The 24,772-nt window shown below is 73.4% G+C and carries 19 protein-coding genes, 4 tRNA genes, 1 other RNA gene and 1 pseudogene; 15 read left to right on the top strand and 10 right to left on the bottom strand.

Annotated features, from left to right (window positions below; genetic code table 11):
- The first annotated feature begins 76 nt into the window (after nt 1-76).
- From ACZ4U1_RS20155 to ACZ4U1_RS20130, 6 genes are all read left to right on the top strand, one after another.
- Nucleotides 77-2,737, top strand: coding sequence for a penicillin acylase family protein (locus tag ACZ4U1_RS20155; protein WP_467904836.1), 2,661 nt, complete (start codon nt 77-79; stop codon nt 2,735-2,737).
- Nucleotides 2,730-3,317: a GNAT family N-acetyltransferase gene (locus tag ACZ4U1_RS20150; RefSeq protein WP_467904834.1), complete on the top strand. Its 588-nt coding sequence runs from the start codon at nt 2,730-2,732 to the stop codon at nt 3,315-3,317. Before ACZ4U1_RS20155 ends, ACZ4U1_RS20150 begins: the two co-directional genes overlap by 8 nt.
- Nucleotides 3,314-3,790 (top strand): cupin domain-containing protein, encoded by a 477-nt coding sequence (locus ACZ4U1_RS20145; protein ID WP_467904833.1) that lies wholly within the window; start codon nt 3,314-3,316, stop codon nt 3,788-3,790. The genes ACZ4U1_RS20150 and ACZ4U1_RS20145 overlap by 4 nt, the downstream gene beginning before the upstream one ends.
- Entirely contained in the window at nt 3,787-4,566 is a 780-nt protein-coding gene (locus tag ACZ4U1_RS20140; protein ID WP_467904831.1) for an SDR family NAD(P)-dependent oxidoreductase, read from the top strand. The genes ACZ4U1_RS20145 and ACZ4U1_RS20140 overlap by 4 nt, the downstream gene beginning before the upstream one ends.
- A gap of 175 nt (nt 4,567-4,741) precedes the next feature.
- Nucleotides 4,742-6,505, top strand: a complete 1,764-nt coding sequence (locus ACZ4U1_RS20135; RefSeq protein ID WP_467905279.1) for a copper resistance CopC family protein — start codon at nt 4,742-4,744, stop codon at nt 6,503-6,505.
- Between the two features lie 203 nt (nt 6,506-6,708).
- On the top strand, nt 6,709-7,368 hold the full coding sequence (locus ACZ4U1_RS20130; protein ID WP_467904830.1) for a hypothetical protein: 660 nt from the start codon (nt 6,709-6,711) through the stop codon (nt 7,366-7,368).
- A gap of 97 nt (nt 7,369-7,465) precedes the next feature.
- Here the strand turns inward: ACZ4U1_RS20130 and ACZ4U1_RS20125 are convergent.
- A tRNA-Ser gene (locus ACZ4U1_RS20125) sits at nt 7,466-7,553 on the bottom strand.
- A 119-nt stretch (nt 7,554-7,672) separates the two neighbouring features.
- On the opposite strand from ACZ4U1_RS20125, the gene ffs reads away from it, so the two are divergent.
- The 6 genes from ffs (at nt 7,673) to ACZ4U1_RS20095 (ending at nt 16,482) form a co-directional block, all read left to right on the top strand.
- An RNA gene (gene ffs / locus ACZ4U1_RS20120) (signal recognition particle sRNA small type) lies at nt 7,673-7,771 on the top strand.
- Nucleotides 7,772-7,839: 68 nt separating this feature from the next.
- Entirely contained in the window at nt 7,840-10,209 is a 2,370-nt protein-coding gene (locus ACZ4U1_RS20115; RefSeq protein ID WP_467904828.1) for a DNA polymerase III subunit gamma and tau, read from the top strand.
- 145 nt (nt 10,210-10,354) lie between these two features.
- Nucleotides 10,355-11,614: a phosphoribosylamine--glycine ligase gene (gene purD / locus ACZ4U1_RS20110; protein ID WP_467904826.1), complete on the top strand. Its 1,260-nt coding sequence runs from the start codon at nt 10,355-10,357 to the stop codon at nt 11,612-11,614.
- Between the two features lie 296 nt (nt 11,615-11,910).
- Nucleotides 11,911-13,758 carry a M48 family metalloprotease gene (locus ACZ4U1_RS20105; RefSeq protein ID WP_467904824.1) on the top strand — a complete coding sequence of 616 codons (1,848 nt, stop codon included), beginning with the start codon at nt 11,911-11,913 and terminating at the stop codon, nt 13,756-13,758.
- Between the two features lie 254 nt (nt 13,759-14,012).
- Nucleotides 14,013-15,512: a N,N-dimethylformamidase beta subunit family domain-containing protein gene (locus tag ACZ4U1_RS20100; protein WP_467904822.1), complete on the top strand. Its 1,500-nt coding sequence runs from the start codon at nt 14,013-14,015 to the stop codon at nt 15,510-15,512.
- Nucleotides 15,513-15,582: 70 nt separating this feature from the next.
- Nucleotides 15,583-16,482 (top strand): phosphoribosylaminoimidazolesuccinocarboxamide synthase, encoded by a 900-nt coding sequence (locus ACZ4U1_RS20095; protein ID WP_467904820.1) that lies wholly within the window; start codon nt 15,583-15,585, stop codon nt 16,480-16,482.
- A 45-nt stretch (nt 16,483-16,527) separates the two neighbouring features.
- Here the strand turns inward: ACZ4U1_RS20095 and ACZ4U1_RS20090 are convergent.
- The 8 genes from ACZ4U1_RS20090 to ACZ4U1_RS20055 form a co-directional block, all read right to left on the bottom strand.
- Nucleotides 16,528-16,600 (bottom strand) — tRNA-Gly (locus tag ACZ4U1_RS20090).
- Between the two features lie 23 nt (nt 16,601-16,623).
- Nucleotides 16,624-17,238, bottom strand: a complete 615-nt coding sequence (locus ACZ4U1_RS20085; RefSeq protein ID WP_467904819.1) for a response regulator — start codon at nt 17,236-17,238, stop codon at nt 16,624-16,626.
- Complete coding sequence (locus tag ACZ4U1_RS20080) at nt 17,235-18,476, bottom strand: sensor histidine kinase (RefSeq protein WP_467904817.1); 1,242 nt, start codon at nt 18,474-18,476, stop codon at nt 17,235-17,237. Before ACZ4U1_RS20080 ends, ACZ4U1_RS20085 begins: the two co-directional genes overlap by 4 nt.
- A gap of 14 nt (nt 18,477-18,490) precedes the next feature.
- Complete coding sequence (locus tag ACZ4U1_RS20075) at nt 18,491-19,276, bottom strand: ABC transporter permease (RefSeq protein ID WP_467904816.1); 786 nt, start codon at nt 19,274-19,276, stop codon at nt 18,491-18,493.
- Entirely contained in the window at nt 19,273-20,214 is a 942-nt protein-coding gene (locus ACZ4U1_RS20070; protein ID WP_467904815.1) for an ABC transporter ATP-binding protein, read from the bottom strand. Before ACZ4U1_RS20070 ends, ACZ4U1_RS20075 begins: the two co-directional genes overlap by 4 nt.
- 139 nt (nt 20,215-20,353) lie before the next feature.
- Nucleotides 20,354-20,426 (bottom strand) — tRNA-Gly (locus tag ACZ4U1_RS20065).
- An 80-nt stretch (nt 20,427-20,506) separates the two neighbouring features.
- Nucleotides 20,507-20,578: transfer RNA gene (locus tag ACZ4U1_RS20060), tRNA-Gly, on the bottom strand.
- 197 nt (nt 20,579-20,775) lie between these two features.
- Nucleotides 20,776-21,093, bottom strand: a complete 318-nt coding sequence (locus ACZ4U1_RS20055; RefSeq protein WP_059249902.1) for a histone-like nucleoid-structuring protein Lsr2 — start codon at nt 21,091-21,093, stop codon at nt 20,776-20,778.
- Between the two features lie 311 nt (nt 21,094-21,404).
- Between ACZ4U1_RS20055 and purS the strand changes: the two genes are divergently transcribed.
- The 3 genes from purS to purL are packed head-to-tail and all read left to right on the top strand — an operon-like array spanning nt 21,405 to nt 24,600.
- Nucleotides 21,405-21,668, top strand: a complete 264-nt coding sequence (purS, locus tag ACZ4U1_RS20050) for a phosphoribosylformylglycinamidine synthase subunit PurS (protein WP_030422802.1) — start codon at nt 21,405-21,407, stop codon at nt 21,666-21,668.
- Complete coding sequence (purQ, locus tag ACZ4U1_RS20045) at nt 21,665-22,345, top strand: phosphoribosylformylglycinamidine synthase subunit PurQ (protein ID WP_467904812.1); 681 nt, start codon at nt 21,665-21,667, stop codon at nt 22,343-22,345. Before purS ends, purQ begins: the two co-directional genes overlap by 4 nt.
- Nucleotides 22,342-24,600, top strand: a complete 2,259-nt coding sequence (gene purL, locus ACZ4U1_RS20040; protein ID WP_467904811.1) for a phosphoribosylformylglycinamidine synthase subunit PurL — start codon at nt 22,342-22,344, stop codon at nt 24,598-24,600. Before purQ ends, purL begins: the two co-directional genes overlap by 4 nt.
- Nucleotides 24,601-24,680: 80 nt before the next feature.
- On the opposite strand, the pseudogene ACZ4U1_RS20035 reads toward purL, so the two are convergent.
- A pseudogene (locus ACZ4U1_RS20035) lies at nt 24,681-24,770 on the bottom strand (Uma2 family endonuclease); the annotation flags it as partial.
- Nucleotides 24,771-24,772: the final 2 nt, after the last annotated feature.

Genomic DNA, 24,772 nt, shown 5'->3' with positions numbered 1-24,772 from the left:
GATTCCGCCACAGAAAACTTAGGCAAGGCTAACCTAAAGCACAGTAGAGAGCATCAGAGCACAGGGAGATTCCCGGGTGAACACCGAGACCTACCGCGACGCCTGGGGCATCCCCCACCTCCGGGCGTCCAGCGCCCGCGAACTCGCCCGTGCCCAGGGCCGCGTCACCGCCCACGACCGGGCCTGGCAACTGGAGGTCGAGCGCCACCGCGCGCAGGGCACCTCCGCTTCCTTCCTCGGCGCCGACGCCCTCTCCTGGGACGTCTTCGCCCGCCGCGCACGGCTCGACGACACCGCCCGCCGCTGCTTCGCCGCGCTGGAACGCCGGGATCCGGAGACGGCGGACTGGGTACGGGCGTACGTCGACGGGGTCAACGAGGGCCTGCCCGCCGGGGCCCGCCGCGCCCCCGAGTTCGCCCGCACCGGCCTGGCCCCCGGACGCTGGCAGCCCTGGACACCGCTCGGCGTCTGGCTCGCCACGCACATCCTGTTCGCCGGTTTCCCGGCCAAGCTCTGGCGCGAGCAGGCGATACGGCACCTCGCTCCCGGGGCCGTCGGCCTGTTCGCCACCGACGGGCCCGGTACGGCGGGCAGCAACGGCTGGCTGCTGACCGGCGCCCGCACCGCCACCGGCCACGCCCTCATCGCCGGCGACCCGCACCGCTTCATCGAAGACCCCGGCGTCTACCAGCAGATCCACCTCTCCTGCCCCGAGTTCGACGTCGTCGGCCTGGCCGTGCCCGGTGTCCCCGGCATCGCCCACTTCGGCCACACCGGCACGGTGGCCTGGGCCATCACCAACGCCATGGCCGACTACCAGGACCTCTACCGCGAGCGCCTGCGCCGCACCGGCGCGGGCATCGAGGCCCTCGGCCCGGACGGCACCTGGCACCGGGCCGCCCGCCACACGGAGACCGTGGAGATAGCGGGCGAGCCCCCCATCGAGATCGAGGTCATCGAAACGGCCCGCGGCCCGGTGATAGCCGGAGGCCCGGAGGGCCTCGAGGCCACCACCGCCGGCCCCCCTGCCCGCCCACAACTCCCGGACACACTCGCCACGCGCGGCCTACAGGGCCTGCACGCCGGCACCCCCGACCACCCCCCGACGGAGCCGACCCACACACACGGTCCGATGCCGGCCGATTCCGCGTGCGGTGCCGAGACGGCGGATTCCGTTTCTGGGCTTGGGGCGGTCGGTTCCGCGTGTGGTGTCGAGGCGGCGGGTTCCGATTCCGGGCTCGGGGCGGTCGGTTCAGCGTGCGGTGCCCAGGCGGTCGGCTTCGCTTCCGGACCCGAGATGGCCAATTCCGCTTCCGGACCCGAGACAGCCGATTCCGCTTCCGGGCCCGAGGCGGTCGGATCCGCTTCCGGGCCGGAGGCTGCCGTTTCTCCTCACGGGCCCGAGGCCGCCGACGGTGGGGACGCCCCGCTGGGGCCACCCGCACCCGGCGACGAAAGCCGCACGGGTGGTGCCGGTGGGAACACACTCCTGGCCGAAGGCGGAGCCGAGGCGCTCGCCCTCCGCTACCCACCCCGCGTCACGGAAGACCTCGGCTTCAGCGCCCTCCTCCCCCTCCTCCGCTCCCACACCGTCGCCGACATCGACCGCGCCCTGGACGCCTGGACCGAGCCGGTCAACGTCGTACAGGCCGCCGACACCGCCGGAGGCACCCTGCACCGGGTCGCCGGCCACGTCCCCGCCCGTGCCGAGGCCAACCGCCTCGCCCCGGTCCCCGCCTGGGAACCCGGCCACGAGTGGCACGGCGCGCACCAGACGCCGTACGCCCACCCCGCCGACGACGACGGCATCGCGGTGATGGCCAACGCCCGCGGCCTGGCCACCCCCCTCGGCGTCGAGTTCGCCCCACCCCACCGCGCCGCCCGCATCCGCGCCCTGCTCGACGCGCGCCGCACCTGGACCGCCGACGGCATGCCCGCGATCCACACCGACACCCACCTCGGCTCCGCAGCACCCCTCCTGGACCACCTGGCCGCCCTCACCGCCCTCACCCCCGCCGCCGCGGCCCTCCGCGACCGCCTGCTGGCCTGGGACCGCCGCATGGAGGCGGACAGCACCGACGCGGCGGCGTACGCGGCGGTGCGCGGAGCGGTCGTACGCCACCTCGCCGCACACCCGGTCTTCGCCCCGCTCGCCGAGCCCCCGGCCTACCCGGACGTCCTGCTCCCCTGGCTGGCCCTCGTACCGCGCATCGGCTACGCCCTCGAACACCTCCTGCGTGCCGAGGACCTGTACGGCATCGACCGCGCCGCAGCCGTCCGCGCCGCCCTGGAGGAGGTCGCTGCCGCGCCACCGACCGGCCCCTGGTCCGCCACCCACCGCCTGGCCCCCTGGAAGGCGCTCCCGGCGGACCCGGCGGACCCGGCGGACCAGGGGACGGACGGACCCGGTCTCGGCGGCGACCACGACTGCGTGCTCTGCGCCTCGGCCGTCCCCGGCCTCACCGACCGCGCCGCCCGCGGTCCGGCCGCCCGCTACGTCTGGGACCTGGCCGACCGGGACAACAGCCGCTGGGTGGTCCCCTTCGGCGCCGACGGCGTACCCGGCGCCGCCCACCACCGCGACCAACTCCCCCTGTGGCTCGAGGGAGAGCTGGCTCCGGTGATCACCGACTGGAACCGCCTCACCCCCGAGCGACCCGAGCCGACCACCACCGAACCCACCGAACCCACCGAACCCACCGAACCCACCCAGGAATCCGAGGAATCCGATGACTGACCTGCACGTCCAGCACATCGACGGCTACGGCACCGTCCGGATCCGCGCCCTGGACCCGGAGGGCGACGCGGACCTGGTCCACGCCTGGGTGAGCGACGAACGCGCCTCCTTCTGGGGCATGAACGGTCTCACCAAGGCCCAGGTCACCGAGATCTACGCCCACATGGCCACCCTCGACACCCACCACGCCCACCTGGTCACCAAGGACGGCGAACCGGCCGCCCTGTTCCAGACGTACGAGCCCGCCGCCGACCGGGTCGGCGAGTGCTACGACGTCCGCCCCGGCGACCTCGGCGTGCACCTCCTCCTCGCCCCCGCCGGCCCCGGCGGCGCGCACCCCGGCTGGACCTCCGCGCTGCTGGAGGCGGTCACGGCGTACGCGCTGCTGGTCCTGGACCGCCGGCGGATCGTCGTCGACCCGGACGTGCGCAACGCCAAGGCGATCGCCCGCTTCGAACGCCAGGGTTTCCGGCGCGGCCCCGCCGTAGTCCTCCCCGAGGTCGACCTGCCCGACGTGTACCTCCCGGAGAAGCACGCTCAACTCGCCTTCCTGGAGCGGGCGGTAGCCTTCCCCGAGTGACGACGCCCGACGAGCTGATCGCGCACTACGGCCTCGAACCCATCCCCCGCGAAGGCGGCCTGTTCCGGCGTACCTGGGCCGGGCCCGAGCGGCCCGACGGCCGCCCCGAGGGCACCGCCATCGTGGCGCTGCTCACCGCGGGCGACTTCTCCGCCCTGCACCGCCTGCCCTCCGCCGAGACCTGGCACTTCTACCTCGGCGACCCGCTCCGCCTCCTGCTCCTCGCCCCCGACGGCACCACCCGCACCCCCGTCCTCGGCCCGGACCTGCGCTCCGGACAGCAGCCCCAGCTGACCGTGCCGGCCCGCACCTGGATGGGCGCGCGGGTGGCCGAGGGCGGCGCGTGGACGTTCTTCGGCTGCACCATGGCCCCCGGATTCACCTACGCGGACTACGAACACGGCAACGCGGCCGACCTCACGGCGCGTTACCCGTCCGAGGCCGCCCGGATCACGGAACTCTGCCGCCCATGACACCGCCGCCCACGCCTCCCCTGCTCGACGGACAGACCGCCCTGGTGACCGGCGCGGGCGGCGGCATCGGCCGCGCCATCGCCCTGCGGTTCGCGGAGCAGGGCGCGGCGGTGGCCGTGCACTGCCGTACGGCGCTCGCCGCGGCCACCGAAGTGGCCGAGCGCATCCGGGCGGCGGGCGGCAGGGCGGTCGTACTCCAGGCGGACCTGACGGACGAGGCCGCCTGCCACCGTCTGATCGAGGAGACGACGGCCTGGTCGGCCGGCCGCCTCACCGCGCTCGTCAACAACGCGGCCGTCCAACCCGTCCAGCCCCTGGCGGAGATGACGGCGGGTGACTGGCGCACGGTCGTCGACACCGACCTCACCAGCGTCTTCGCCTGCACCCAGGCGGCCGCCGCCCACATGCGCGCCCACGGCGGCGGCACCATCACCCACATCGCCTCCATCGAGGCCGGCCACCCGGCGCCCGGCCACGCCCACTACAGCGCGGCCAAGGCGGCCGTGGTCATGCACGCCCGCGCGGCCGCCCTGGAGTACGGCCGCGACGGCATCCGCGTCAACACGGTCTCGCCCGGCCTCATCGACCGGCCCGGTCTGGCGGAGGCCTGGCCGGACGGCGTACACCGCTGGCTCGCCGCCGCCCCCACCGGCCGCCTGGGCCGCCCCGAGGACGTCGCCGACGCCTGCGTCTTCCTGGCCTCCCCGCTGGCCTCCTGGGTCACCGGCCACGACCTGGTGGTGGACGGCGGAGTGACGGCCCGTCCGACCTGGTGAGCACACCGGCGTTTCTCCCCGTACCTGTACGGAGGACGAGTGCGGGTGGAGACGGAGGCTGACGACGGTGCTGCACGCGGAACACCGACGACCCCTACGGCCGCGCGGGGGAAGGCTCGCCCGACCGCGCGGGGGAAGGCTCGCTCGACCGCGCGGGGGAAGGCTCGCCGGACCCCTGCTCCTGCTCCCCGCCCTCCTGCTCGGCCTCCTCCTCGGCACGGCGGCCCCCGCCTCGGCCCACGCCGTCCTGCGCACGTCGGACCCCGCCGACGGCACCGTCCTGCGCACCGCGCCACACCAGGTCACCCTCACCTTCACCGAGTCCGTCGGCCTGCTCACCGACTCGTTGCGGATCTACGACCCCGGCAACCGCCGCCTGCGCACCGGCCCCGCCGACCACGCCCCCGGCCGCTCCGACACGGCCCGCGTCACCCTCCCGGCCCGGCTCGCCACCGGCACGTACACGGTCGCCTGGCGGGTGGTGTCGGCCGACAGCCACCCGGTGTCCGGCGCCCTCACCTTCTCGGTCGGCGAGCGCACGGCCGCCCCGGCGGCCCCGCCCGCGGACCGCACGGAGAACCGCGCCACCACGGCCCTGCACACCATCGCGCGCTACCTCGCCTACCTCTCCCTGGCGCTGCTCCTGGGCACCGCCGCGTTCGTGGCGTACTGCCGCCCGCCGGCCACGGCCCACCTGCGCACCCCCGTCCTGGCCGCCGCGGCCACGCTCCTCGCCTCCACCACCGCCCTGTACGTCCTGCGCGCGCCCTACGAGGAGGCCACCGCCCCGACCACCGCCTTCTCCCTCTCCGCCCTCACCCACACGGCGACCACCCGCCCCGGCCGGCTCCTGCTGCTCCGCCTGGCGCTGCTGCTCCTGGCCGTGGCCGCCGCGACCGCCCTGCGCGGGCGCCGCGCCAGGCTGCCGCGCCGCACCACCCTCGCGGCCGCCGCGGTCCTCGCCGTGGCCCTGTCCCTGACCTGGTCGGCGTCCGACCACGCCTCGGCGGGCATCCAGGTCCCGGTGGCGATCGTCTCCTCCACCCTGCACCTGCTGGCCACGGCGGCCTGGCTGGGCGGCCTGGCCGCGCTCCTGTGGACCCTGCGGCGCACCCCGGAACCGGTGGGCCTGCCGGCCTCGGTCCCGGCCCGCTTCTCCCGCCTGGCGTTGGTCGCGGTGACGGTCCTGGTGGTGACCGGCGTCTACCAGTCCTGGCGCGGCCTGGGCTCCTGGCGGGCCCTGACGGACACGACGTACGGCCGTACCCTCCTGGCCAAGCTGGCGGTGGTCGCCGCGCTCCTCCTGGCGGCGGCCTGCTCCCGCACCTGGACCGCCCGCCTGACCCGGGCCACCGCCCCCGCCCCCGCCCGTGCCCGCGCCCCCGAACCGGCCACCGGCCCCCCGCTCCCCGACCTCCCCCCGGAACCGCCCCCGTCCCCCGCCGTGCCCCTGCGCCTCCTGCGCCGCTCGGTCCTCCTGGAGGCGACCGCCGCCGTACTGGTCCTGGCCCTGACCACGCTCCTGACCAGCACCGTGCCCGGCCGCGCGGCGACGGAGTCCGCCCAGCCCGCGGCCTCCCCGGCGACGGGCATCCCCACGGCCTCCGTCACCACGATCCCCTTCGACACCGGCGCCTCCGGCGGCCACGGCAAGGTCCAGATCACCCTGGACCCCGGCAGGGTCGGCACCAACTCCGTCGAGGCGGTGATCTACGGCCCCGACGGCGGCCTCTCCACGGTCCCCGAACTCCGCGTCACCCTCACCCTCCCCGCCCAGCGCGTAGGCCCCCTGGACACCCGGCTCACCGACCGCGGCGGCTACTGGTCCACCCCCTCCTTCACCCTCCCCCTCCCCGGCACCTGGACGATGAAGGCCACGATCCGCATCTCGGACCTGGACCAGGTGACGGTGTCGGCACCGGTGCGGGTGACGCGGTAGGCGGGTCAAGTCAGCACCCGTTTCGGGCAAAGGGAGTTGATACATTCGCAGGTCTCCTGCCCCCACTACGATCTCGGCTCCTCGCAGCCCAACCAGGCCCCGCTCCCGGGCCCCGACGAGAGCAGGGACGGACGCACGGACCCGGGCCGGGAACAACAGCAGGGCCGTACGACGCACAGGTCACCCGGGAGGACGGCCGTCCGATGAACGACGCCCACGACAACGCAGGCGGCCCCCGCCGGCCCCGCGCCGCCGGGGCGGCCCTCGGCGCGCTGGCCCTCCTGGGTGCCCTGGCCGCGACCGGCTGCTCCGCCTCCGACACCGGTACCGGCCCGGCCGGTGACCGGGCCGCCGGGCGGACCGCGGACGACAGATGGGTCGAGGGCGTCACGCCGGGGTGGATGAGCGGGCACATGGGCGTCGACATCCCGGCGGGAGCCCAGGACGCGCGGGCCGGCTACCAGGTGACCTCCCGCTTCGACACCGGTGTGCTCACCTTCACACTCACCAGGTCCCAGGCGCGGACCTTCCTGGCCGCCTACCCGCCGGCCGGTGAGCTGCTGGAGCCCACGGCCGCCGTGACCGACGTGCGGACCCACGACTTCAGACACCTGGGCGTACCGGAACCGGAGTCGTTCAAGGAGGGCATGCGCTACGGCTCCGTCTGCCCCGGCACCGACCCCGAGCCCACCGTCAGCCCGGACCCGCTCGCCGACCCCCACGGCACCTCGGACACCGGCTGCGTCAGCTTCTACGCCCACGACTACGCCCCGGACCGCACCCGCATCTACCTCCGCGACCACTACGAGCCGGGCATCAGCCCCCTCCCGACAACCTCGGCCGCTTCCCCACGGCCCCGCTGACCGGCCGGCCCACACCTGCCGGGGGCCCGTAAGGGGCCTGCTCGGACGGGACATACGCCAGAGGGCCGGACCACTGATGCGGTCCGGCCCTCTGGGCTGGCGGAGGATACGAGATTCGAACTCGTGAGGGGTTGCCCCCAACACGCTTTCCAAGCGTGCGCCCTAGGCCTCTAGGCGAATCCTCCGCCGGAAACATTACATGACCGAGGGGAGTGCTCGCGAACTCGTTCCCGCAGGCCGTCCCCGGGTGGGGGCGTGGTCCCGGTCGAGTACAGATGGCGGGCCGCCATCGGGTACTGTGGGGCACAGCCCCTCACGCGGCGCTATCTGACTGAACTCCCCCAGGGCCGGAAGGCAGCAAGGGTAGGTCGGCTCTGGCGGGTGCGTGGGGGGCGCTTGCGTTTCCGGGATCGCGCTTGCGGGATCTTCGGCCGGGGCCGGTTGTCAGTGGGCGCCTATAACCTCGTATGCGTGTCGTCTCTCGCTCTGTACCGCCGCTACCGCCCGGAGACCTTCGCGGAGGTCATCGGGCAGGAGCATGTCACCGACCCGCTGCAGCAGGCGCTGCGGAACAACCGGGTCAATCACGCGTACCTGTTCAGTGGGCCGCGTGGCTGTGGCAAGACGACCAGCGCGCGCATCCTCGCCCGCTGTCTGAACTGTGAGCAAGGTCCCACCCCCACCCCCTGCGGCGCGTGCCAGTCCTGCCGTGACCTGGCCCGGAACGGACCGGGTTCGATCGACGTCATCGAGATCGACGCGGCCTCTCACGGTGGTGTGGACGACGCCCGTGAGCTGCGCGAGAAGGCGTTCTTCGGCCCGGCCGGCAGCCGCTACAAGATCTACATCATCGACGAGGCCCACATGGTCACGTCGGCGGGCTTCAACGCGCTGCTCAAGGTGGTCGAGGAGCCGCCGGAGCATCTGAAGTTCATCTTCGCGACCACCGAGCCCGAGAAGGTCATCGGGACCATCCGGTCGCGGACCCATCACTACCCGTTCCGGCTGGTGCCCCCCGGCACCCTCCGGGACTACCTCGCCGCGGTGTGCCAGAAGGAGAACATCCCGGTCGAGGAGGGCGTGCTGCCGCTCGTCGTCCGCGCCGGCGCGGGGTCCGTGCGTGACTCCATGTCCGTCATGGACCAGCTCCTCGCCGGTGCGGGCGAGGAAGGTGTGACGTACGCCATGGCGACGTCCCTCCTCGGCTACACCGACGGCTCCCTGCTCGACTCCGTCGTGGAGGCCTTCGCCACCGGCGACGGGGCCGCCGCCTTCGAGGTCGTCGACCGCGTCATCGAGGGCGGGAACGACCCGCGCCGCTTCGTCGCCGACCTGCTGGAGCGGCTGCGGGACCTCGTCATCCTCGCCGCCGTCCCGGACGCCATGGAGAAGGGGCTCCTCGACGCCCCGGCCGACGTCCTGGAGCGGATGCAGGCCCAGGCCGAGACCTTCGGCGCAGCCGAGCTGAGCCGCGCCGCCGACCTGGTCAACGAGGGCCTGACCGAGATGCGCGGCGCCACCTCCCCGCGCCTCCAGCTGGAACTGATCTGCGCCCGCGTCCTCCTCCCCGCCGCCTACGGCGACCAGCGCTCCCTGATGGCCCGCCTCGACCGCCTGGAGCGCGGCGTCAGCTTCTCCGGCGGTGCCGGTGCGCCCGCCATGGGGTACGTCCCCGGTCCGGAGGCGCATGGCGGCGCCCTCGCCGCGAGCGTGGGCGCCGGGGCCGGCGGGGGTGCCGGTGCGGTGCCCGTCCCGCCCGGCGGCGGCCCTGCGGCGGCCCGTGCGGCCGTGCGGGCGACGGGCGGACCGGGTGCGCCCGGTGCGCCCAGCGCTCCGGCCGCTCCCGTTGTCGCCGCTGTTCCGGCCGGCCCAGGCGCCGCTGCCGAGTCGGCTCCGCCGGCTCCCGCCGCCCCTGTCGCTCCCGCCGCCCCGCCAGCTCCGGCGCCCACAGAGCCCACCCCTGCTCCCGCTCCCGCCCCGGCCGCGCAGGCCCCGGCCGCCCCGGCCCCGGGCGCCTGGCCCACCGCCGCCCCCGCAGGCAGCGGCCGGCGCCCCGGTGGCTGGCCCACGGCCGCCGCTCCGGCGGGGGGTCGGCAGGGTGCCGGTCAGGGCCCTGGCCGCGCGGCCCCGCAGCCCCCCTCTACGGCTTCCACGGCTTCCACGGCCTCCGCTGCTCCCGCCACTCCCGCGGCACAGCCTCCGGCCCCCGCCCCGGTCGCGCCCACCGGCGGTCTCGACCCCCGCGCGCTCTGGCCGAACATCCTGGAGGCCGTCAAGAACCGCCGCCGCTTCACCTGGATCCTGCTCAGCCAGAACGCCCAGGTGACCGGCTTCGACGGCACCACCCTCCAGCTCGGGTTCGTCAACGCCGGCGCCCGGGACAACTTCGCGGGCAGCGGCAGCGAGGACGTGCTGCGGCAGGCGCTGGCCGAGCAGTTCAACGTGCAGTGGAAGATCGAGGCGGTCGTCGACCCGTCCGGCGGCGGCTCCGCCGCGCCGGCCGCGGGCGGCTACGGCAGCGCTCCGGGCGCCGGCTACGGCGGCTCCGCGGGCGGTGGCTACGGAGCCCCCGCCGCCCGCCCCGCGGCCTCCCAGCCCTCCTCCCAGGCGCCCACGGCCCCGCAGGGCGGTGCTCCGGCCGCTTCCGCCGGGCGCGCCGGGTCCGCCGCGCCCAGCCCGGCCCCCCGGCCGGCCGCCGCGCCCGAGCCGCCGCCCGTCGCCCTCGAGGACGACATCCCCGAGGACGACGACCCGGATCTGGACGAGTCGGCGCTCTCCGGTCACGAGCTGATCGTGCGGGAGCTGGGGGCGACGGTGGTGGAGGAGTTCTCCAACGAGTGAGGCGGCCGACTGCGGCGGCCGGGTGGGGCGGCCGGGTTGGGCGGCCGGTGAGGCGGTCCGGGAACGGCCCGGGGAGCGCCTTCGGAGGAAACTCCAACAAACCCGGCCCCCGGCCTTCGGCGACCTTGCCAGTAGGCTGACCCCCGTGAAGGTCCTCGTCATCGGCAGCGGCGCCCGCGAACACGCCCTGTGCCGCTCCCTGTCCCTCGACCCCGACGTCACCGCGCTGTACTGCGCCCCCGGCAACGCCGGTATCGCCGAGGTCGCCGAGCTGCACCAGGTCGACGCGCTCGACGGCGCCGCGGTGGCCGGCCTGGCCACCAGGCTCGGTGCCGACCTGGTCGTCGTCGGCCCGGAGGCCCCGCTGGTCGCGGGTGTCGCCGACGCCGTCCGCGCGGCCGGCATCCCGGTGTTCGGCCCCTCCGGGGAGGCCGCGCAGATCGAGGGGTCCAAGGCTTTCGCCAAGGACGTCATGGCGGCGGCCGGCGTGCCGACCGCCCGCTCCTACGTCTGCGCCACCGCCGAGGAGGTCGCCGAGGCCCTGGACGCCTTTGGTGCCCCCTACGTGGTCAAGGACGACGGTCTGGCCGCCGGCAAGGGCGTCGTCGTCACCGACGACCTGGACACCGCCAAGGCCCACGCGGCCGCCTGCGACCGCGTGGTCATCGAGGAGTTCCTCGACGGTCCCGAGGTCTCCCTCTTCGCGATCACCGACGGCGAGACCGTCGTACCGCTCCAGCCCGCCCAGGACTTCAAGCGCGCCCTGGACGGCGACGAGGGCCCGAACACCGGCGGCATGGGCGCGTACTCGCCGCTGCCGTGGGCCGACCCGAAGCTGGTCGACGAGGTGCTGCAGACCGTGCTGCAGCCCACCGTGGACGAGATGCGCCGCCGGGGCACGCCCTTCTCCGGGCTGCTCTACGCCGGTCTCGCGATCACCTCGCGCGGGGTCCGGGTCATCGAGTTCAACGCCCGCTTCGGCGACCCGGAGACCCAGGTCGTGCTGGCCCGCCTGAGGACCCCGCTGGCCGGCGTGCTGATGGCCGCCGCCACCGGCAACCTCGGTGACCTGCCGCCGCTGCGCTGGAGCGAGGAGGCGGCCGTCACCGTCGTCGTCGCCTCGCACAACTACCCGGGCACCCCGCGCACCGGCGACCCGATCACCGGGCTGGACGAGGTGGCCGCCGAGGACGCCCCGCACGCGTACGTACTGCACGCCGGTACGAAGCGGGACGGCGACGCGGTCGTCAGCGCGGGCGGTCGTGTGCTGTCCGTCACGGCCACCGGCAAGGACCTGGCCGAGGCCCGCGAGCGGGCGTACCGGGCGGTGGGCCGGATCCGGCTCGACGGTGCGCAGCACCGCACCGACATCGCGGCGAAGGCGGCGCAGAGCGCGGGCGCCTGAGCCCCGTCCTTCTGACCCGCCCGCCCCCTCTGACCTGCCCGTCCCCATCCCAGGCCCCGGACCCGCAATCCGGGGCCTGATCTTTGCTTTCTGTCACCCAGCTCTGACCAAAGCCATTCCATCGAGTGAGCAATCGCCCATATGGCTGACGGGGGCCGGGGCCCCAACTAGGGTGCCGCGCAAGCGTTCCGGCACTTGGCCCACCGGCATTGCGATGTCAGTGGCGGGTGCCACAGTGGGGGAGTGAGCAAGACCAGGGCAGCACGCGATCGGCAGGGAGGGGGCGAGGTCGGCACGTGACCGGAATCGGTGTGGAGGCGGGCGCGCAGGCCGCGCGCTCCCGGGCCCTCGCCGTGCTGAGGGTCCGGGGCCGGGCGCTGGCCGTGGCCGTGCTGCCCGCGGGCGCCGCGGTGATCCTGCTGACCGGCGCCTCCACCGGCCATCTCGTCGGCCCGGGCTGGGACGCGGCCCGGTGGGTCGTCGGCGTGCTCGCGGTGCTGGTGCTGCTGGCCGCGGCCGGTATCGCCGTGGTCGTGGCCCGGGCCCGCCCCGCGATGAGCCCCACGGTGCCGATCCCGGAGGAGTCCGCCCCGGACCTGTACCGGATGGTGCGGGACCTCGCCGACCGCCTGGACGTCCCGGCCCCGTCGGCCATAGCGCTCACCCCGGACTGCGACAGCTGGCTGGAGGACCGGGCCCATTCGGCCCACGGCCCGCCCCCGCGTCCGGCGCCCGACGAGATAGCGGGCCCCGGCCGCCGCCGGACCCCCGTCGCGCCGGTCCTCGTCATCGGCTCCCCGTTCCTGTGGTGGATGCGCGTCGGCGAGCTGCGCGCGGTCCTCGCCCCGGTCATCGCGGGTACGGGCCCCTCAGCGCACCCGGACATAGCCGCCGCCCGCCGTTTCGTGCGCGGGCTGGACGCGGCCGTGGCGGTCGCCTCGACCGGTGGCCGCTGTCCGCTGACCCGCGGTGTGTGCGCCGCCCTCGGCTGGGTGGCCCGGCTGCTGCTGCGAGGCTGCCGGGAGCACGCGACGCAGATGGAGCGCGGGGTCGCGGCGGCGGCGGCCGAGCGCGCCCAGGCGGTGGACTACGGCCTGCGGATCGTCGCCCAGGAGCAGGTCGGGCTCGCCTACGCCGGCTGGGACCGGCTGCTGACCCGGGTGGCGCTGCCCGCCTGGCGCATGGGCCGCTGGCCGTCCCGGCTGGACGCGGGTGTGGTGGCGGCGCTCACCGAGCTGTCCCGCCGCGACCGGCTCGCCGAGGGCTTCGCCTCCCGGCTCGGCGAGCGTCCCGCCTGCGACCTGCTGGAGGAGCCCGGTGCGGTCGACGAGGCCGCCTCCCTCCTCGCCGCCCGCCTCTTCCACGGCGGCCCCGCCGAGCCCGGCTCCGACTGGGCCCCGGTGGACTGGCAGGCGTACCCGGAGGAGGTCGTGGACCGCACCTGGCGCACCGACGCCGCCCGCCTGCACCGGGTCCTGGACTCCCTGGGCGTCCGCCCGTCCCTGAACCCCACCACCCCGGACCCCGGCGGGCCCACCCTGGCCAGGGTCCTGGACCACCTGGCGGAACCGGGAATCCTGAAGCCCCCGCAGGACAACCCGCAGGCCACCGACGGCGAGCACCCCCCACAGAGGCCACCCGACAACCACGAAAACCGCCCGGGTGGTGCGGCCGGGAACCCGGACGCCGAAGGCGAAGCCGAGGCGTCCCCCGCCGAAGCCTCCGGCACGGAACCCGGTACCGAGCGCAGCGCGGCGCTGGCCGCCGGCATCACCGCCGAGCTGGCCCGCGAGGAGGCCCGCGCACAGCAGGGCGCGACCGCCGCCGGCCAGGACCCCGAGCGCACGGCGTGGGAGCACTGCGACTGCGTGCTGCCCCCCTTCCCGCTGCAACCCCAGCGCACGGCCCGCGAACTGCTCGCCGACCACGTCACGGCGATGGTGTGCTGCGCGGCCGTCGACACCGCCGGCGCGGTCCCCGCCCTGGACTGGCTGGACGGCCCCTCCCTGCTGCTGGGCGGCGAGCGGGCCGCCGATCTCGCGCCCAAGGTCCGCAGTCTGATCGAGGAGGGGGACCCGGGCCCGCTGCGGCACTGGCTGGCCGCGTCGGGGATACGCCCCGAGAAGCCGGTGAGACTCGTCTGACCGCCCCCGCCCCGCCCCGGCGTCACCGCCGTAACGGAAACGCGACTTCCACTTCAGGTCAATTCGCAACGACTAGTGACCGGGCCCGTGCGTTATGTGATGTGCTGGGACCGACCACGCCTTTGGCAAAGGCACGCGACATAAGACAGCGCGGCTGAGCACATCGAGCACATCGAGCACGCCGAGCACGCCGAGCACGCCGAGCACAGTGAGACCACCAGACAGGCACGGGGGCATGAGGGAGGGGAGCGACCATGGCCTCGGACCACATCCGCCGCTGGGAGTCCGGAGCACTCGCGCACGCCGTCACGGACCCCTTCGGTCAGGGCCCGGTGCCCTGGCTGCGCGGCAGTGAGACGTACTTCGACGACACCGGCCATGTCGTGCCGTGGTACGTCGACCCCGGCCCGCAGCAGCTCGCCGGCGGTGCCGGTGCACGCGTCCCGGCGCCGCGCGCCGCCGGTGCCGGCCCCCGCGCGGCCGACGACGTGCACCGCCAGATCAAGGGCTTCACCTCCACCGGCGCGGTCGCGCCCGGCGAGGCGATCGACTTCCACGTCACGGTCGACCCGCCGCAGGAGTTCAGCGTCGACATCTACCGCATCGGCCACTACGGCGGCGACGGCGCCGCCAAGATCACCACCAGCCCCCGGCTCTCCGGCATCGTCCAGCCCCCGCCGCTGACCGCCGACCGCACGGTCTCCTGCCACCACTGGTGGCTGTCATGGCGCCTCCAGGTGCCCTCCTACTGGAGTGTCGGCGCCTACGTGGCCGTCCTCACCACCGCCGACGGCTACCGCTCCCACGTGCCCTTCACGGTCCGCGACGACCACCCCGCCGACCTGCTCCTGCTGCTGCCGGACATCACCTGGCAGGCGTACAACCTGTACCCGGAGGACGGCCGTACCGGCGCGAGCCTCTACCACGCTTGGGACGAGAAGGGCCGTCTCCTCGGCGAGGCCGACGCGGCCACCACGGTCTCCTTCGACCGCCCGTACGCCGGCGCGGGCCTGCCCCTGCACGTCGGCCACGCCTACGACTTCATCCGCTGGGCCGAGCGGTACGGCTACGACCTCGCCTACGCCGACGCCCGCGACCTGCACGCCGGCCGGATCGACCCCACCCGCTACCGGGGCCTGGTCTTCCCCGGCCACGACGAGTACTGGTCGGTGCCGATGCGCCGGGCCGTCGAGGACGCCCGGGACCGGGGCACCTCGCTGGTCTTCCTCTCCGCCAACACCATGTACTGGCAGGTGGAGCTGGGCCCGTCCCCGTCCGGCGTCCCGGACCGGCTGCTGACCTGCCGCAAGCGCAAGGGCCCGGGCCGACCGGTGCTGTGGCGGGAGATCGACCGGCCCGAGCAGCAGCTGGTCGGCATTCAGTACGCGGGCCGGGTGCCCGAGCCGCACCCGCTGATCGTCCGCAACGGCGGCCACTGGCTGTGGGAGGCGACCGGCGCGCACGAGGGCGACGAGATCGAGGGCCTGGTCGCCGGCGAGGCCGACCGCTACTTCCCGCGCACCCCGCTGCCCGAGCACGACGAGCGCATCCTGCTCGCCCACTCCCCGTACACCGACAACGACGGCGTCCTGCGCCACCAGGAGACGTCCCTCTACCGCGCCCCCTCCGGCGCCTGGGTGTTCGCCTCCGGAACGTTCGCCTGGTCCCCGGCCCTGGACCGCCCGGAGCACGTGGACGCCCGTGTCCAGCGGGCCACGGCGAACCTGCTGGACCGCATCTGCAAACGCGACTGACCCCCGGGCGCGGCCTATCGCCCGCATACGGGAGAATCGAGGCACTTGGACAGAGCCACGGGGAGGAACCGTGTCCGGATTCGTAGAAAAGCCCGAGCCGATCGAGGTTCCGGGCCTGGTGCACCTGCACACCGGAAAGGTGCGCGAGCTGTACCAGAACGAGGCGGGCGACCTCGTGATGGTCGCCAGTGACCGCATGTCCGCCTACGACTGGGTGCTGCCCACGGAGATCCCCGACAAGGGCCGCGTCCTCACCCAGCTCTCCCTGTGGTGGTTCGACCAGCTGCGCGACCTGGCCGTCAACCATGTGATCAGCACCGAGCTGCCGGAGGGCGCCCCCGCCGACTGGGCGGGCCGCACCCTGGTCTGCAAGTCCCTGAAGATGGTCCCGGTGGAGTGCGTGGCCCGCGGCTACCTCACCGGCTCAGGCCTAGTCGAGTACAACGAGTCCCGTACGGTCTGCGGCCTCGCCCTCCCCGAAGGCCTCGTCGACGGCTCGGAACTCCCCGCCCCGATCTTCACCCCGGCCACCAAGGCCGAGGTCGGCGAGCACGACGAGAACGTCTCCTACGAGGAGGTGGCCCGCCAGGTCGGCGCCGAGACCGCCGCCCAGCTGCGCCAGGCCACCCTGGCGGTGTACTCGCGCGCCCGGGACATCGCCCGCGACCGGGGGATCATCCTGGCCGACACCAAGTTCGAGTTCGGCTACGACGGCGACACCCTGGTCCTCGCCGACGAGGTCCTCACCCCGGACTCCTCCCGTTTCTGGCCGGCCGACCAGTGGCAGCCGGGCCGCGCCCAGCCGTCGTACGACAAGCAGTTCGTGCGCGACTGGCTGACGTCCGCCGAGTCCGGCTGGGACCGCAAGAGCGAGCAGCCCCCGCCGCCGCTGCCGGAGAAGGTCGTGGCGGCCACCCGGCAGAAGTACGTGGAGGCGTACGAGCGGCTGACGGGCATGAGCTGGAGCTAGGGATGCGAAAAGACCCCGGTCCGATGGACCGGGGTCTTTTTCCCGAGCGGACGACGAGGCTCGAACTCGCGACCTCAACCTTGGCAAGGTTGCGCTCTACCAACTGAGCTACGTCCGCATTGCGCCGTTGCGCGAGAGCAACTATACCCAACCTCGCTCGCGTGCGAGACGTACTGCCGCATGACGGTTCTCGGCGCCGAGCTTCGTGACGGCCGAGGAGAGGTAGTTCCGCACGGTCCCCGGCGACAGCGCGGCCCGCTCGGCGATCTCCGCGACCGGTGCTCCGTCGGCGGCCAGCTCCAGCACCTGGGCCTCCCGCGCGGTCAGCGGCGAGTCCCCGGCGGAGATCGCGTCGGCCGCCAACTCCGGGTCGACGTAACGGTTTCCGGCGTGCACGGTCCGGATGATCTCGGCGAGCCGCTGGGCGCTGACGGTCTTCGGGACGAACCCCCGCACACCGGCCGCGAGCGCCCGTTTCAGATGCCCGGGCCGCCCGTGTCCGGTGACGATCAGCACCTGGCAGCCGGGCAGTTCGGTGCGCAGGGATGTGGCGACCTTCACACCGTCGGCGCCCGGCATCTGCAGGTCCAGGACGGCGACGTCCGGCTCGTGCGCCCGGGCCATCGCCAGCGCCTCGGGCCCGCTCGCCGCCTCCGCGACGACCCGCAGATCGTCCTCCAGCGACAGCAGCGCGGCCAGCGCACCCCGGATCAGATGCTCGTCGTCGGCGAGCAACAGCCGTACCGGTGAACTCATCGCGTCACTCCACTCGCTCTGGTCAAGGGCACCTCAGCGACCAGCCTGAACCCGTTCCTCCCGAAGGCCCCCGCCTCCAGCGTCCCGTCGACCCTCGCAAGCCGCTCCCGCAGACCGGCGAGTCCGGAACCGCCGCCCCCGTTGGGGGTTCCCGACACCCCGTCGTTCTCCACCGTCAGCACCACACGCCCCTCCAGCACCCGCAGTCCCACGGCACACCGCCCGGCATCCCCGTGCCGCAGTACGTTCGTGGTGGCCTCCCGCACCACCCAGCCGAGCGCCGACTGCACGTCCGCCGGCAGTCCGTCGGTCTCCACGGTCACCTCGCAATCGATCCCGGCGGCCGTCAGCAGCCCCCGCGCACCGGCGAGTTCGGCGCCGAGGTCGGCCTCCCGGTAGCCGCGGACGACGGCCCGTACCTCCCGCTGGGACTCCTGTGCGATCCGCTGCACCTCGATCATCTGCTCCACGGCCTCCGGCCGTCCCCGCCGCGCCAGTTGGACGGCCAGCTCGCTCTTGAGGGAGATCACCGACAGGTTCCGGCCCAGCACGTCGTGCAGGTCCCGCCCGAACCGCAGCCGCTCCTCGGCGACGGCGAGCCGGGCCTCCACCTCACGGGCCCGTTCCGCCTCCCACATCACGGACAGGGTCCAGGCGCCGCAGCGGCAGGCGAGCAGTGAGAACACCGTCTGGAAGGCGGCCAGCAGGCCGGTCGCGAGGATTCCGAAGCCATTCCGGTCGGCGAGCCCGACGGCGGCCATGAGCAGCACCGTGAGGACCGCCGCGCCGCGCAGGAACACCCGCACCGGGACGGTGAGTCCGTAGAGCAGCCCGAACGGCAGCAGGACGGCGCCGATCGCCAGCCGGACCGTCGCCCGGTCGGCCGCGTCCAGCGCGGCGAGGGCCACGATCAGCGCCAGCGCCAGCCCCAGCAGGACGGCCGGGACGCGGTGTGCGCCGGGCGCGAGCCGGGCACGGCCCAGGTAGTGGTCGAGCGCGGGGCGGGTGAGCCGGTTGGAGGCCGCGCACTGCAGGGCCGCGACCACGGCGAGCAGGATGCCGAGGACGAGGGCCACGGGCCGGTGGGCGAGCCCGCCGACCAGGGGCAGCAGCAGCCAGCCGAGCGAGAAGAACCAGACCGTGCCGTACCAGGTGACGACCGTGTACAGCTCGACCCGCTCGGTCTTGCTGCGCTCCCGCCAGTGCCGCTTGTGCCACCGCCGTATCCGCCCCACCACGCGCCCCCCGTTCCTCAGCGCCGCGGCTCCCACCGGAACCACCGCCGTACAGCCAACACCGCCACCAGGGTCCAGGCCAGCGCGGTCGCGAGCGTGCCGAGAGCCTCGTACGCGCTCAACTGGCCGGTCCAGCCCGCCCGGACGAGCCGGATCGCGGGGGACAGCGGGAGCAGCTCGCAGACGGAGGCGAGCTTCTCCGGCATGACCTCGGTGGGGAACATGATCCCCGAGCCGGTCATCGACACGAACACCAGTGGCAGCGCGGTGACCTGGCCGCTCTCCACGGTCCGGGTGAAGGACGCGGTGAGCGCGGCGAGCGCGGCGCTCAGCACCAGCCCGGCCAGCAGCCCCAGCGCGGTCAGGTACGGCGCCCTGGGCGCACCGGCGTGCAGCAGCACCGCGCAACCCACGCACAGCAGCAGCGCCTGTGCGAGGCCCACGGTCATGGCGGGCAGGGCGGTGCCGGCGAGGATCTCCGGGTCGGTCGGTTCGCCGGTGCGCAGCCGCTTGAGGACGAGTTCCTCGCGGCGGGCGACGTAGGCGTTGACGAGCGAGGTGTAGACGGCGAAGAGGAGCGAGAAGCCGATCGCGGCCGTGAGCATGGCCGCGCCGACGCTGATGCCCTGCTTGTGCAGGTCCAGCCGGTCGAGGGCGGGCCGCACGCTGAACGGCAGCGCGAGCGGTACGACGAGCGCGGTGAACACCACCCCGCGGTTGCGGCCGAGGAGGGTCAGCTCGGCCCGCGCCAGCGCGCGCAGCCGCCGTACGGAGGGCGCGAGTCCGAGGGCCGGGCTGCTCATGCCGCCACCTCCTGCTGCTCGCGGGCGATCTGGAGGAAGGCCTCCTCCAGCGAGGCCGAGCGCACGTCCAGGCCGCGCAGTTCGACACCGGCCCGCTCGGCCCAGACGAGGAGCGCGGTGGCGGTGCGCTGCAGTTCGCGGGTGCGCAGCCGTACGACCCTGCCGTCGCTCTCGTGTCCGCAGACGCCGAGGCCGGCGAGGGGCGGCAGGTCGCCGAGGAAGTAGCCGTCGGGCAGTTCGAAGGAGATCCGGGAGGGGCGGCCGGCGGTGACCTCGGCCGGTGTTCCCGAGGCGGCGATCCGGCCCTCGTGCAGGATGGCGAGCCGGTCGGCGAGGTGCTCGGCCTCTTCCAGGTAGTGCGTGGTGAGCAGCACGGTGGTGCCCGCGTCGCGCAGCCGGCGCACCAGCGCCCAGGTGTCCCGGCGGCCCTCCGCGTCGAGCCCGGTCGTCGGCTCGTCGAGGAACAGCACCTCGGGGTCGCCGAGCAGCGCGAGCGCCAGGTCGAGCCGTCGGCGCTCTCCGCCGGACAGCTGCTTGACCCGCACCCCGTGCTTCTCCGCGAGCCCCACCAGTTCCAGCACCTCTGCCTCCGGCCGGGCACCGCTGGTGCAGCCGGCCCACATCCGGGCGGTCTCCGCGACGGTCAGCTCGGCGGGGAAGCCGCCCTCCTGGAGCATCACGCCGGTGCGGGGCCGTACGGCGGCCCGCTCGCGGTGCGGGTCGTGGCCGAGCACCCGGACCCGGCCGCCGGCCGGTGCCGCGAGCCCCTCCAGCAGTTCGACCGTCGAGGTCTTTCCGGCGCCGTTGGTGCCGAGCAGGGCGAAGATCTCCCCGCGCGCCACGGAGAAGGTGATTCCGCGTACGGCCTCGAACCCGCCCCCGTAGACCCGCCTGAGGTCGGTGACCTCGATCACGTTCTCGTGTCCGTGGGTGTGCATGACCTCAGCGTCCCGGCGGCCGGGCCGGGTCGGCAGTGCGCGGTGTCATCGCCCGGCATGACAAATGTCAGGGCCGGTGCCGGACAGACTGCCGGACAACGAGAAGACCCCGGTCCAGTGGACCGGGGTCTTCTTCCCGAGCGGACGACGAGGCTCGAACTCGCGACCTCAACCTTGGCAAGGTTGCGCTCTACCAACTGAGCTACGTCCGCACTGCTCCCGATCGGCTCCCACCGATCGGTGCGAACACCAGCCTACCTGATCCACAGCAGTGGTCGTGTCGGCGGTGCAGAGCGGGTGACAGGAATCGCACACTGCGCCTTCCCCCTGGAAGGGGGATGTTCTACTACTGAACTACACCCGCACGGTCCTCGGGATCCGGCCTGTCGGCCTCGCCCCTCGGCGTGTGCCAGACATTAGCTGATCAGCAGGGGGGTAGCGCAAGTCGGCTCCCCTTCAGGTGCGGGACGGCTCCCGCACGGGCCCGGTTTGCCCCAAGTGCACGGTCCCCAGGGCCCCCTGAGGGATGCCGGGACCCTGAGGACTCGCCCCTTCGCGGGCTCACTGCGCGGCGCTGAACGCCTCGTAGACCTTCTTCGGGATGCGCCCCCGGGCCGGGACGTCCATCTTGTTGGCCTGGGCCCAGGCGCGGACGGCCGCCGGGTCGGGGGCGACCTCCGTCTGCTTGTACGCCTTGCCGGACCGCGACCGCTTGCGGCCGGCCTCGACGTAGGGCGCGAGCGCCTTGCGCAGTTTCTCGGCGTTGGTTTCATTCAGGTCGATCTCGTACGACTTGCCGTCGAGTCCGAAGGCGATCGTCTCCGCCGCTTCCGAGCCGTCGATGTCGTCAAAGAGAGTGACCACGACCTTTTGCGCCACGAATATCGGTCCCTTCGTGCGGCACGTCGTTACAGCTCAACGCCGACGACATGCCGAGTATCGGCTATTGCCAATTCATTTGTACAGTGCCCGGCAATGCAAAGTGAAGCCCGACTAAATCCGTCCGCGTGTCCGGGCGCAATAGGTGGCGACGGACGGACTGTGGAACTTTCCCAGAACTTTTCGCGGGCGTGCGGCTTCGACACCCGATCGTGATGCGCCTCACGTACTTTCCTCCAACTCTACTCGCGTAGAAATTTTGTGCGGGTAGTCTGAAGGGACCTGCTCAGCACCACACACCGGGAGTGCCAGTGGCACGCGTCGTAGTCGACGTCATGCTCAAGCCGGAGATCCTCGACCCCCAGGGCCAGGCGGTCCAGCGTGCGCTGCCGCGCCTGGGATTCGAAGGGATCTCGGACGTACGTCAGGGAAAGCGTTTCGAACTGGAAGTTGACGGGCCGGTCGACGATGCCGCGCTCGCCCGGATCCGCGATCTTGCGGAATCCTTCCTCGCCAACACCGTGATCGAGGACTTCACCGTCCGCGTCGAGGAAGTCGCGGAGGCGGCCAAGTGACCGCTCGTATTGGCGTCGTCACTTTCCCGGGCAGCCTGGACGACCGGGACAGCCAGCGGGCGATCCGTCTCGCCGGCGCCGAGCCGGTCGCCCTGTGGCACAAGGACAAGGACCTCAAGCAGGTCGACGCCGTGGTGCTGCCCGGCGGTTTCTCCTACGGCGACTATCTGCGGGCCGGTGCCATCTCCCGGTTCTCGCCGGTGATGGAGACCGTGATCGAGCAGGCGAAGGCCGGCCTGCCGGTCCTCGGTATCTGCAACGGCTTCCAGGTCCTCACCGAGGCCCACCTCCTCCCGGGCGCGATGCTCGGCAACGACCACCTCCACTTCATCTGCCGCGACCAGAAGCTGCGGGTGGAGAACGCGGAGACCTCCTGGACCGGCGACTACCGCGCCGGGCAGGAGATCCACATCCCGCTGAAGAACATGGACGGCCGGTACGTCGCCGACGAGTACACGCTCGACAAGCTGGAGGCGGAGGGCCGCGTCGTCTTCCGCTACCTGGACTTCAACCCCAACGGCTCGCTGCGGGACATCGCCGGCATCACCAACGAGGCCGGGAACGTCGTAGGCCTCATGCCCCACCCGGAGCACGCCGTGGAGCCGCTCGTCGGCACCGGCCGCACCGACGGCCTCCCCTTCTTCACCTCGATCCTCAAGAAGCTGGTCAACGCATGAGCCGGACGCCTCTGGACACGGTCGAGCACGCGACCGCGACCCCCGACGTCGAGCTGCCCTGGGCCGAACTCGGCCTGAAGAAGGACGAGTACGAGCGCGTGGTCGAGATCCTCGGCCGCCGGCCCACCGGTGCCGAACTCGCCATGTACTCGGTCATGTGGTCCGAGCACTGCTCGTACAAGTCCTCCAAGGTCCACCTGCGCCAGTTCGGCGAGAAGGCGCCGCAGAGCGACGCCCTGCTCGTCGGCATCGGCGAGAACGCCGGTGTCGTGGACGTCGGCCAGGGCTACGCGGTCACCTTCAAGGTCGAGTCGCACAACCACCCGTCGTACGTCGAGCCCTACCAGGGCGCGGCCACGGGTGTCGGCGGCATCGTCCGCGACATCATCGCGATGGGCGCGCGGCCGGTCGCGGTCGTGGACCCGCTGCGCTTCGGCGCCGCCGACCACCCCGACACCAAGCGCGTCCTGCCCGGCGTCGTCGCCGGCATCGGCGGCTACGGCAACTGCCTGGGCCTGCCCAACATCGGCGGCGAGGTCGTCTTCGACGCCTGCTACCAGGGCAACCCGCTGGTCAACGCCGGTGCCATCGGCGTGATGAAGCACGAGGACATCCACCTCGCGAAGGCCTCCGGCGCGGGCAACAAGGTCATCCTCTACGGCGCCCGGACCGGCGGCGACGGCATCGGCGGCGCGTCGATCCTGGCCTCGGAGACCTTCGACGACGCCAAGCCGTCGAAGCGTCCCGCCGTCCAGGTCGGCGACCCCTTCCAGGAGAAGCTCCTCATCGAGTGCACCCTGGAGGCCTTCAAGGAGAAGCTGGTCGTCGGCATCCAGGACCTGGGCGCGGCGGGCCTGTCCTGCGCCACGTCCGAGCTGGCCTCCAACGGCTCCGGCGGCATGCGCGTGACGCTGGACGACGTTCCCCTGCGTGACTCGACGCTGTCTCCTGAGGAGATCCTCATGAGCGAGTCGCAGGAACGCATGTGCGCGGTCGTGGAGCCGGACAAGGTCGACCGCTTCCTGGAGATCTGCGCGAAGTGGGACGTCATCGCCACCGTCATCGGTGAGGTCACCGACGGCGACCGGCTGGAGATCTTCTGGCACGGCGAGAAGATCGTGGACGTCGACCCGCGCACGGTCGCCCACGAGGGCCCGACCTACGAGCGCCCGTACGCCCGCCCCGACTGGCAGGACGCCCTCCAGGCCGACGACGCCGGCAAGCTGCCCCGCCCGGAGACGGGCGAGGAGCTGAAGAACCAGGTCCTGAAGCTGGTGGGCTCGCCGAACCAGGCGTCCAAGAGCTGGATCACCTCCCAGTACGACCACCTCGTGCAGGGCAACACCGTCCTCGCCCAGCCGGAGGACTCCGGCATGATCCGCGTGGACGAGAAGACCGGCCTCGGCGTCGCGATCGCGACGGACGGCAACGGCCGCTACGCCAAGCTGGACCCGTACACCGGTGCCCAGCTGGCCCTGGCCGAGGCCTACCGGAACGTCGCGGCGACGGGCGCGAAGCCGCTCGCGGTGTCGGACTGCCTGAACTTCGGCTCCCCCGAGGACCCGGCGGTGATGTGGCAGTTCGCGGAGGCCGTGCGCGGTCTGGCCGACGGCTGTCAGCAGCTCGGCACCCCGGTGACCGGCGGCAACGTCTCGCTCTACAACCAGACCGGCGAGGCCGCCATCCACCCGACCCCGGTGGTGGCCGTCCTCGGCGTGATCGACGACGTCGCCCGGCGCACCCCGGTCGCCTTCCAGGAGGAGGGCCAGCTGATCTACCTCCTCGGCGACACCCGGGAGGAGTTCGGCGGCTCGGCCTGGTCCCAGGTGATCCACGACCACCTGGGCGGCATGCCCCCGGCGGTGGACCTGGAGCGGGAGCGCCTGCTGGCCGAGATCCTGATCTCCGCCTCCCGCGACGGCATGATCGACTCCGCGCACGACCTGTCCGACGGCGGTCTGGTCCAGGCGGTCGTGGAGTCGGCGCTGCTCGGCGGCAAGGGCGCCCGTCTGGTCGTCCCGGACGGCCTGGACGCCTTCACCTTCCTGTTCTCCGAGTCGGCCGGCCGCGCCATCGTCGCCGTACCGCGCTCGGAGGAGGTCCGCTTCAACGACATGTGCGGCGCACGCGGCCTCCCGGCCACCCGCATCGGCGTCGTGGACGGCGACACGGTGGAGGTCCAGGGCGAGTTCACCCTCTCCCTGGAGGAGCTGCGCAAGGCCCACGAGGAGACGATCCCGGCGCTGCTGGCGTAACCGTCGTACACCTGAGAAGGTCCCGCCCGGCGTCGCCAGGGCGGGGCCTTCCCGGCTCGTCGGACGTTCAGCGGACGCAGTTCCCGGTCGACCAGGAGGCACAGGGGGATCCCGGACTGGCCGTACGCGGTCGGCTTCTCGTGCCGGTCCCGCCGGTCGGTGTCCGAGTCAC

The organism is Streptomyces sp. NPDC028928 (assembly GCF_055564915.1).
Note: the sequence above shows the minus strand (reverse complement) of the source record. Positions and strands in the feature narration are given on the sequence as shown.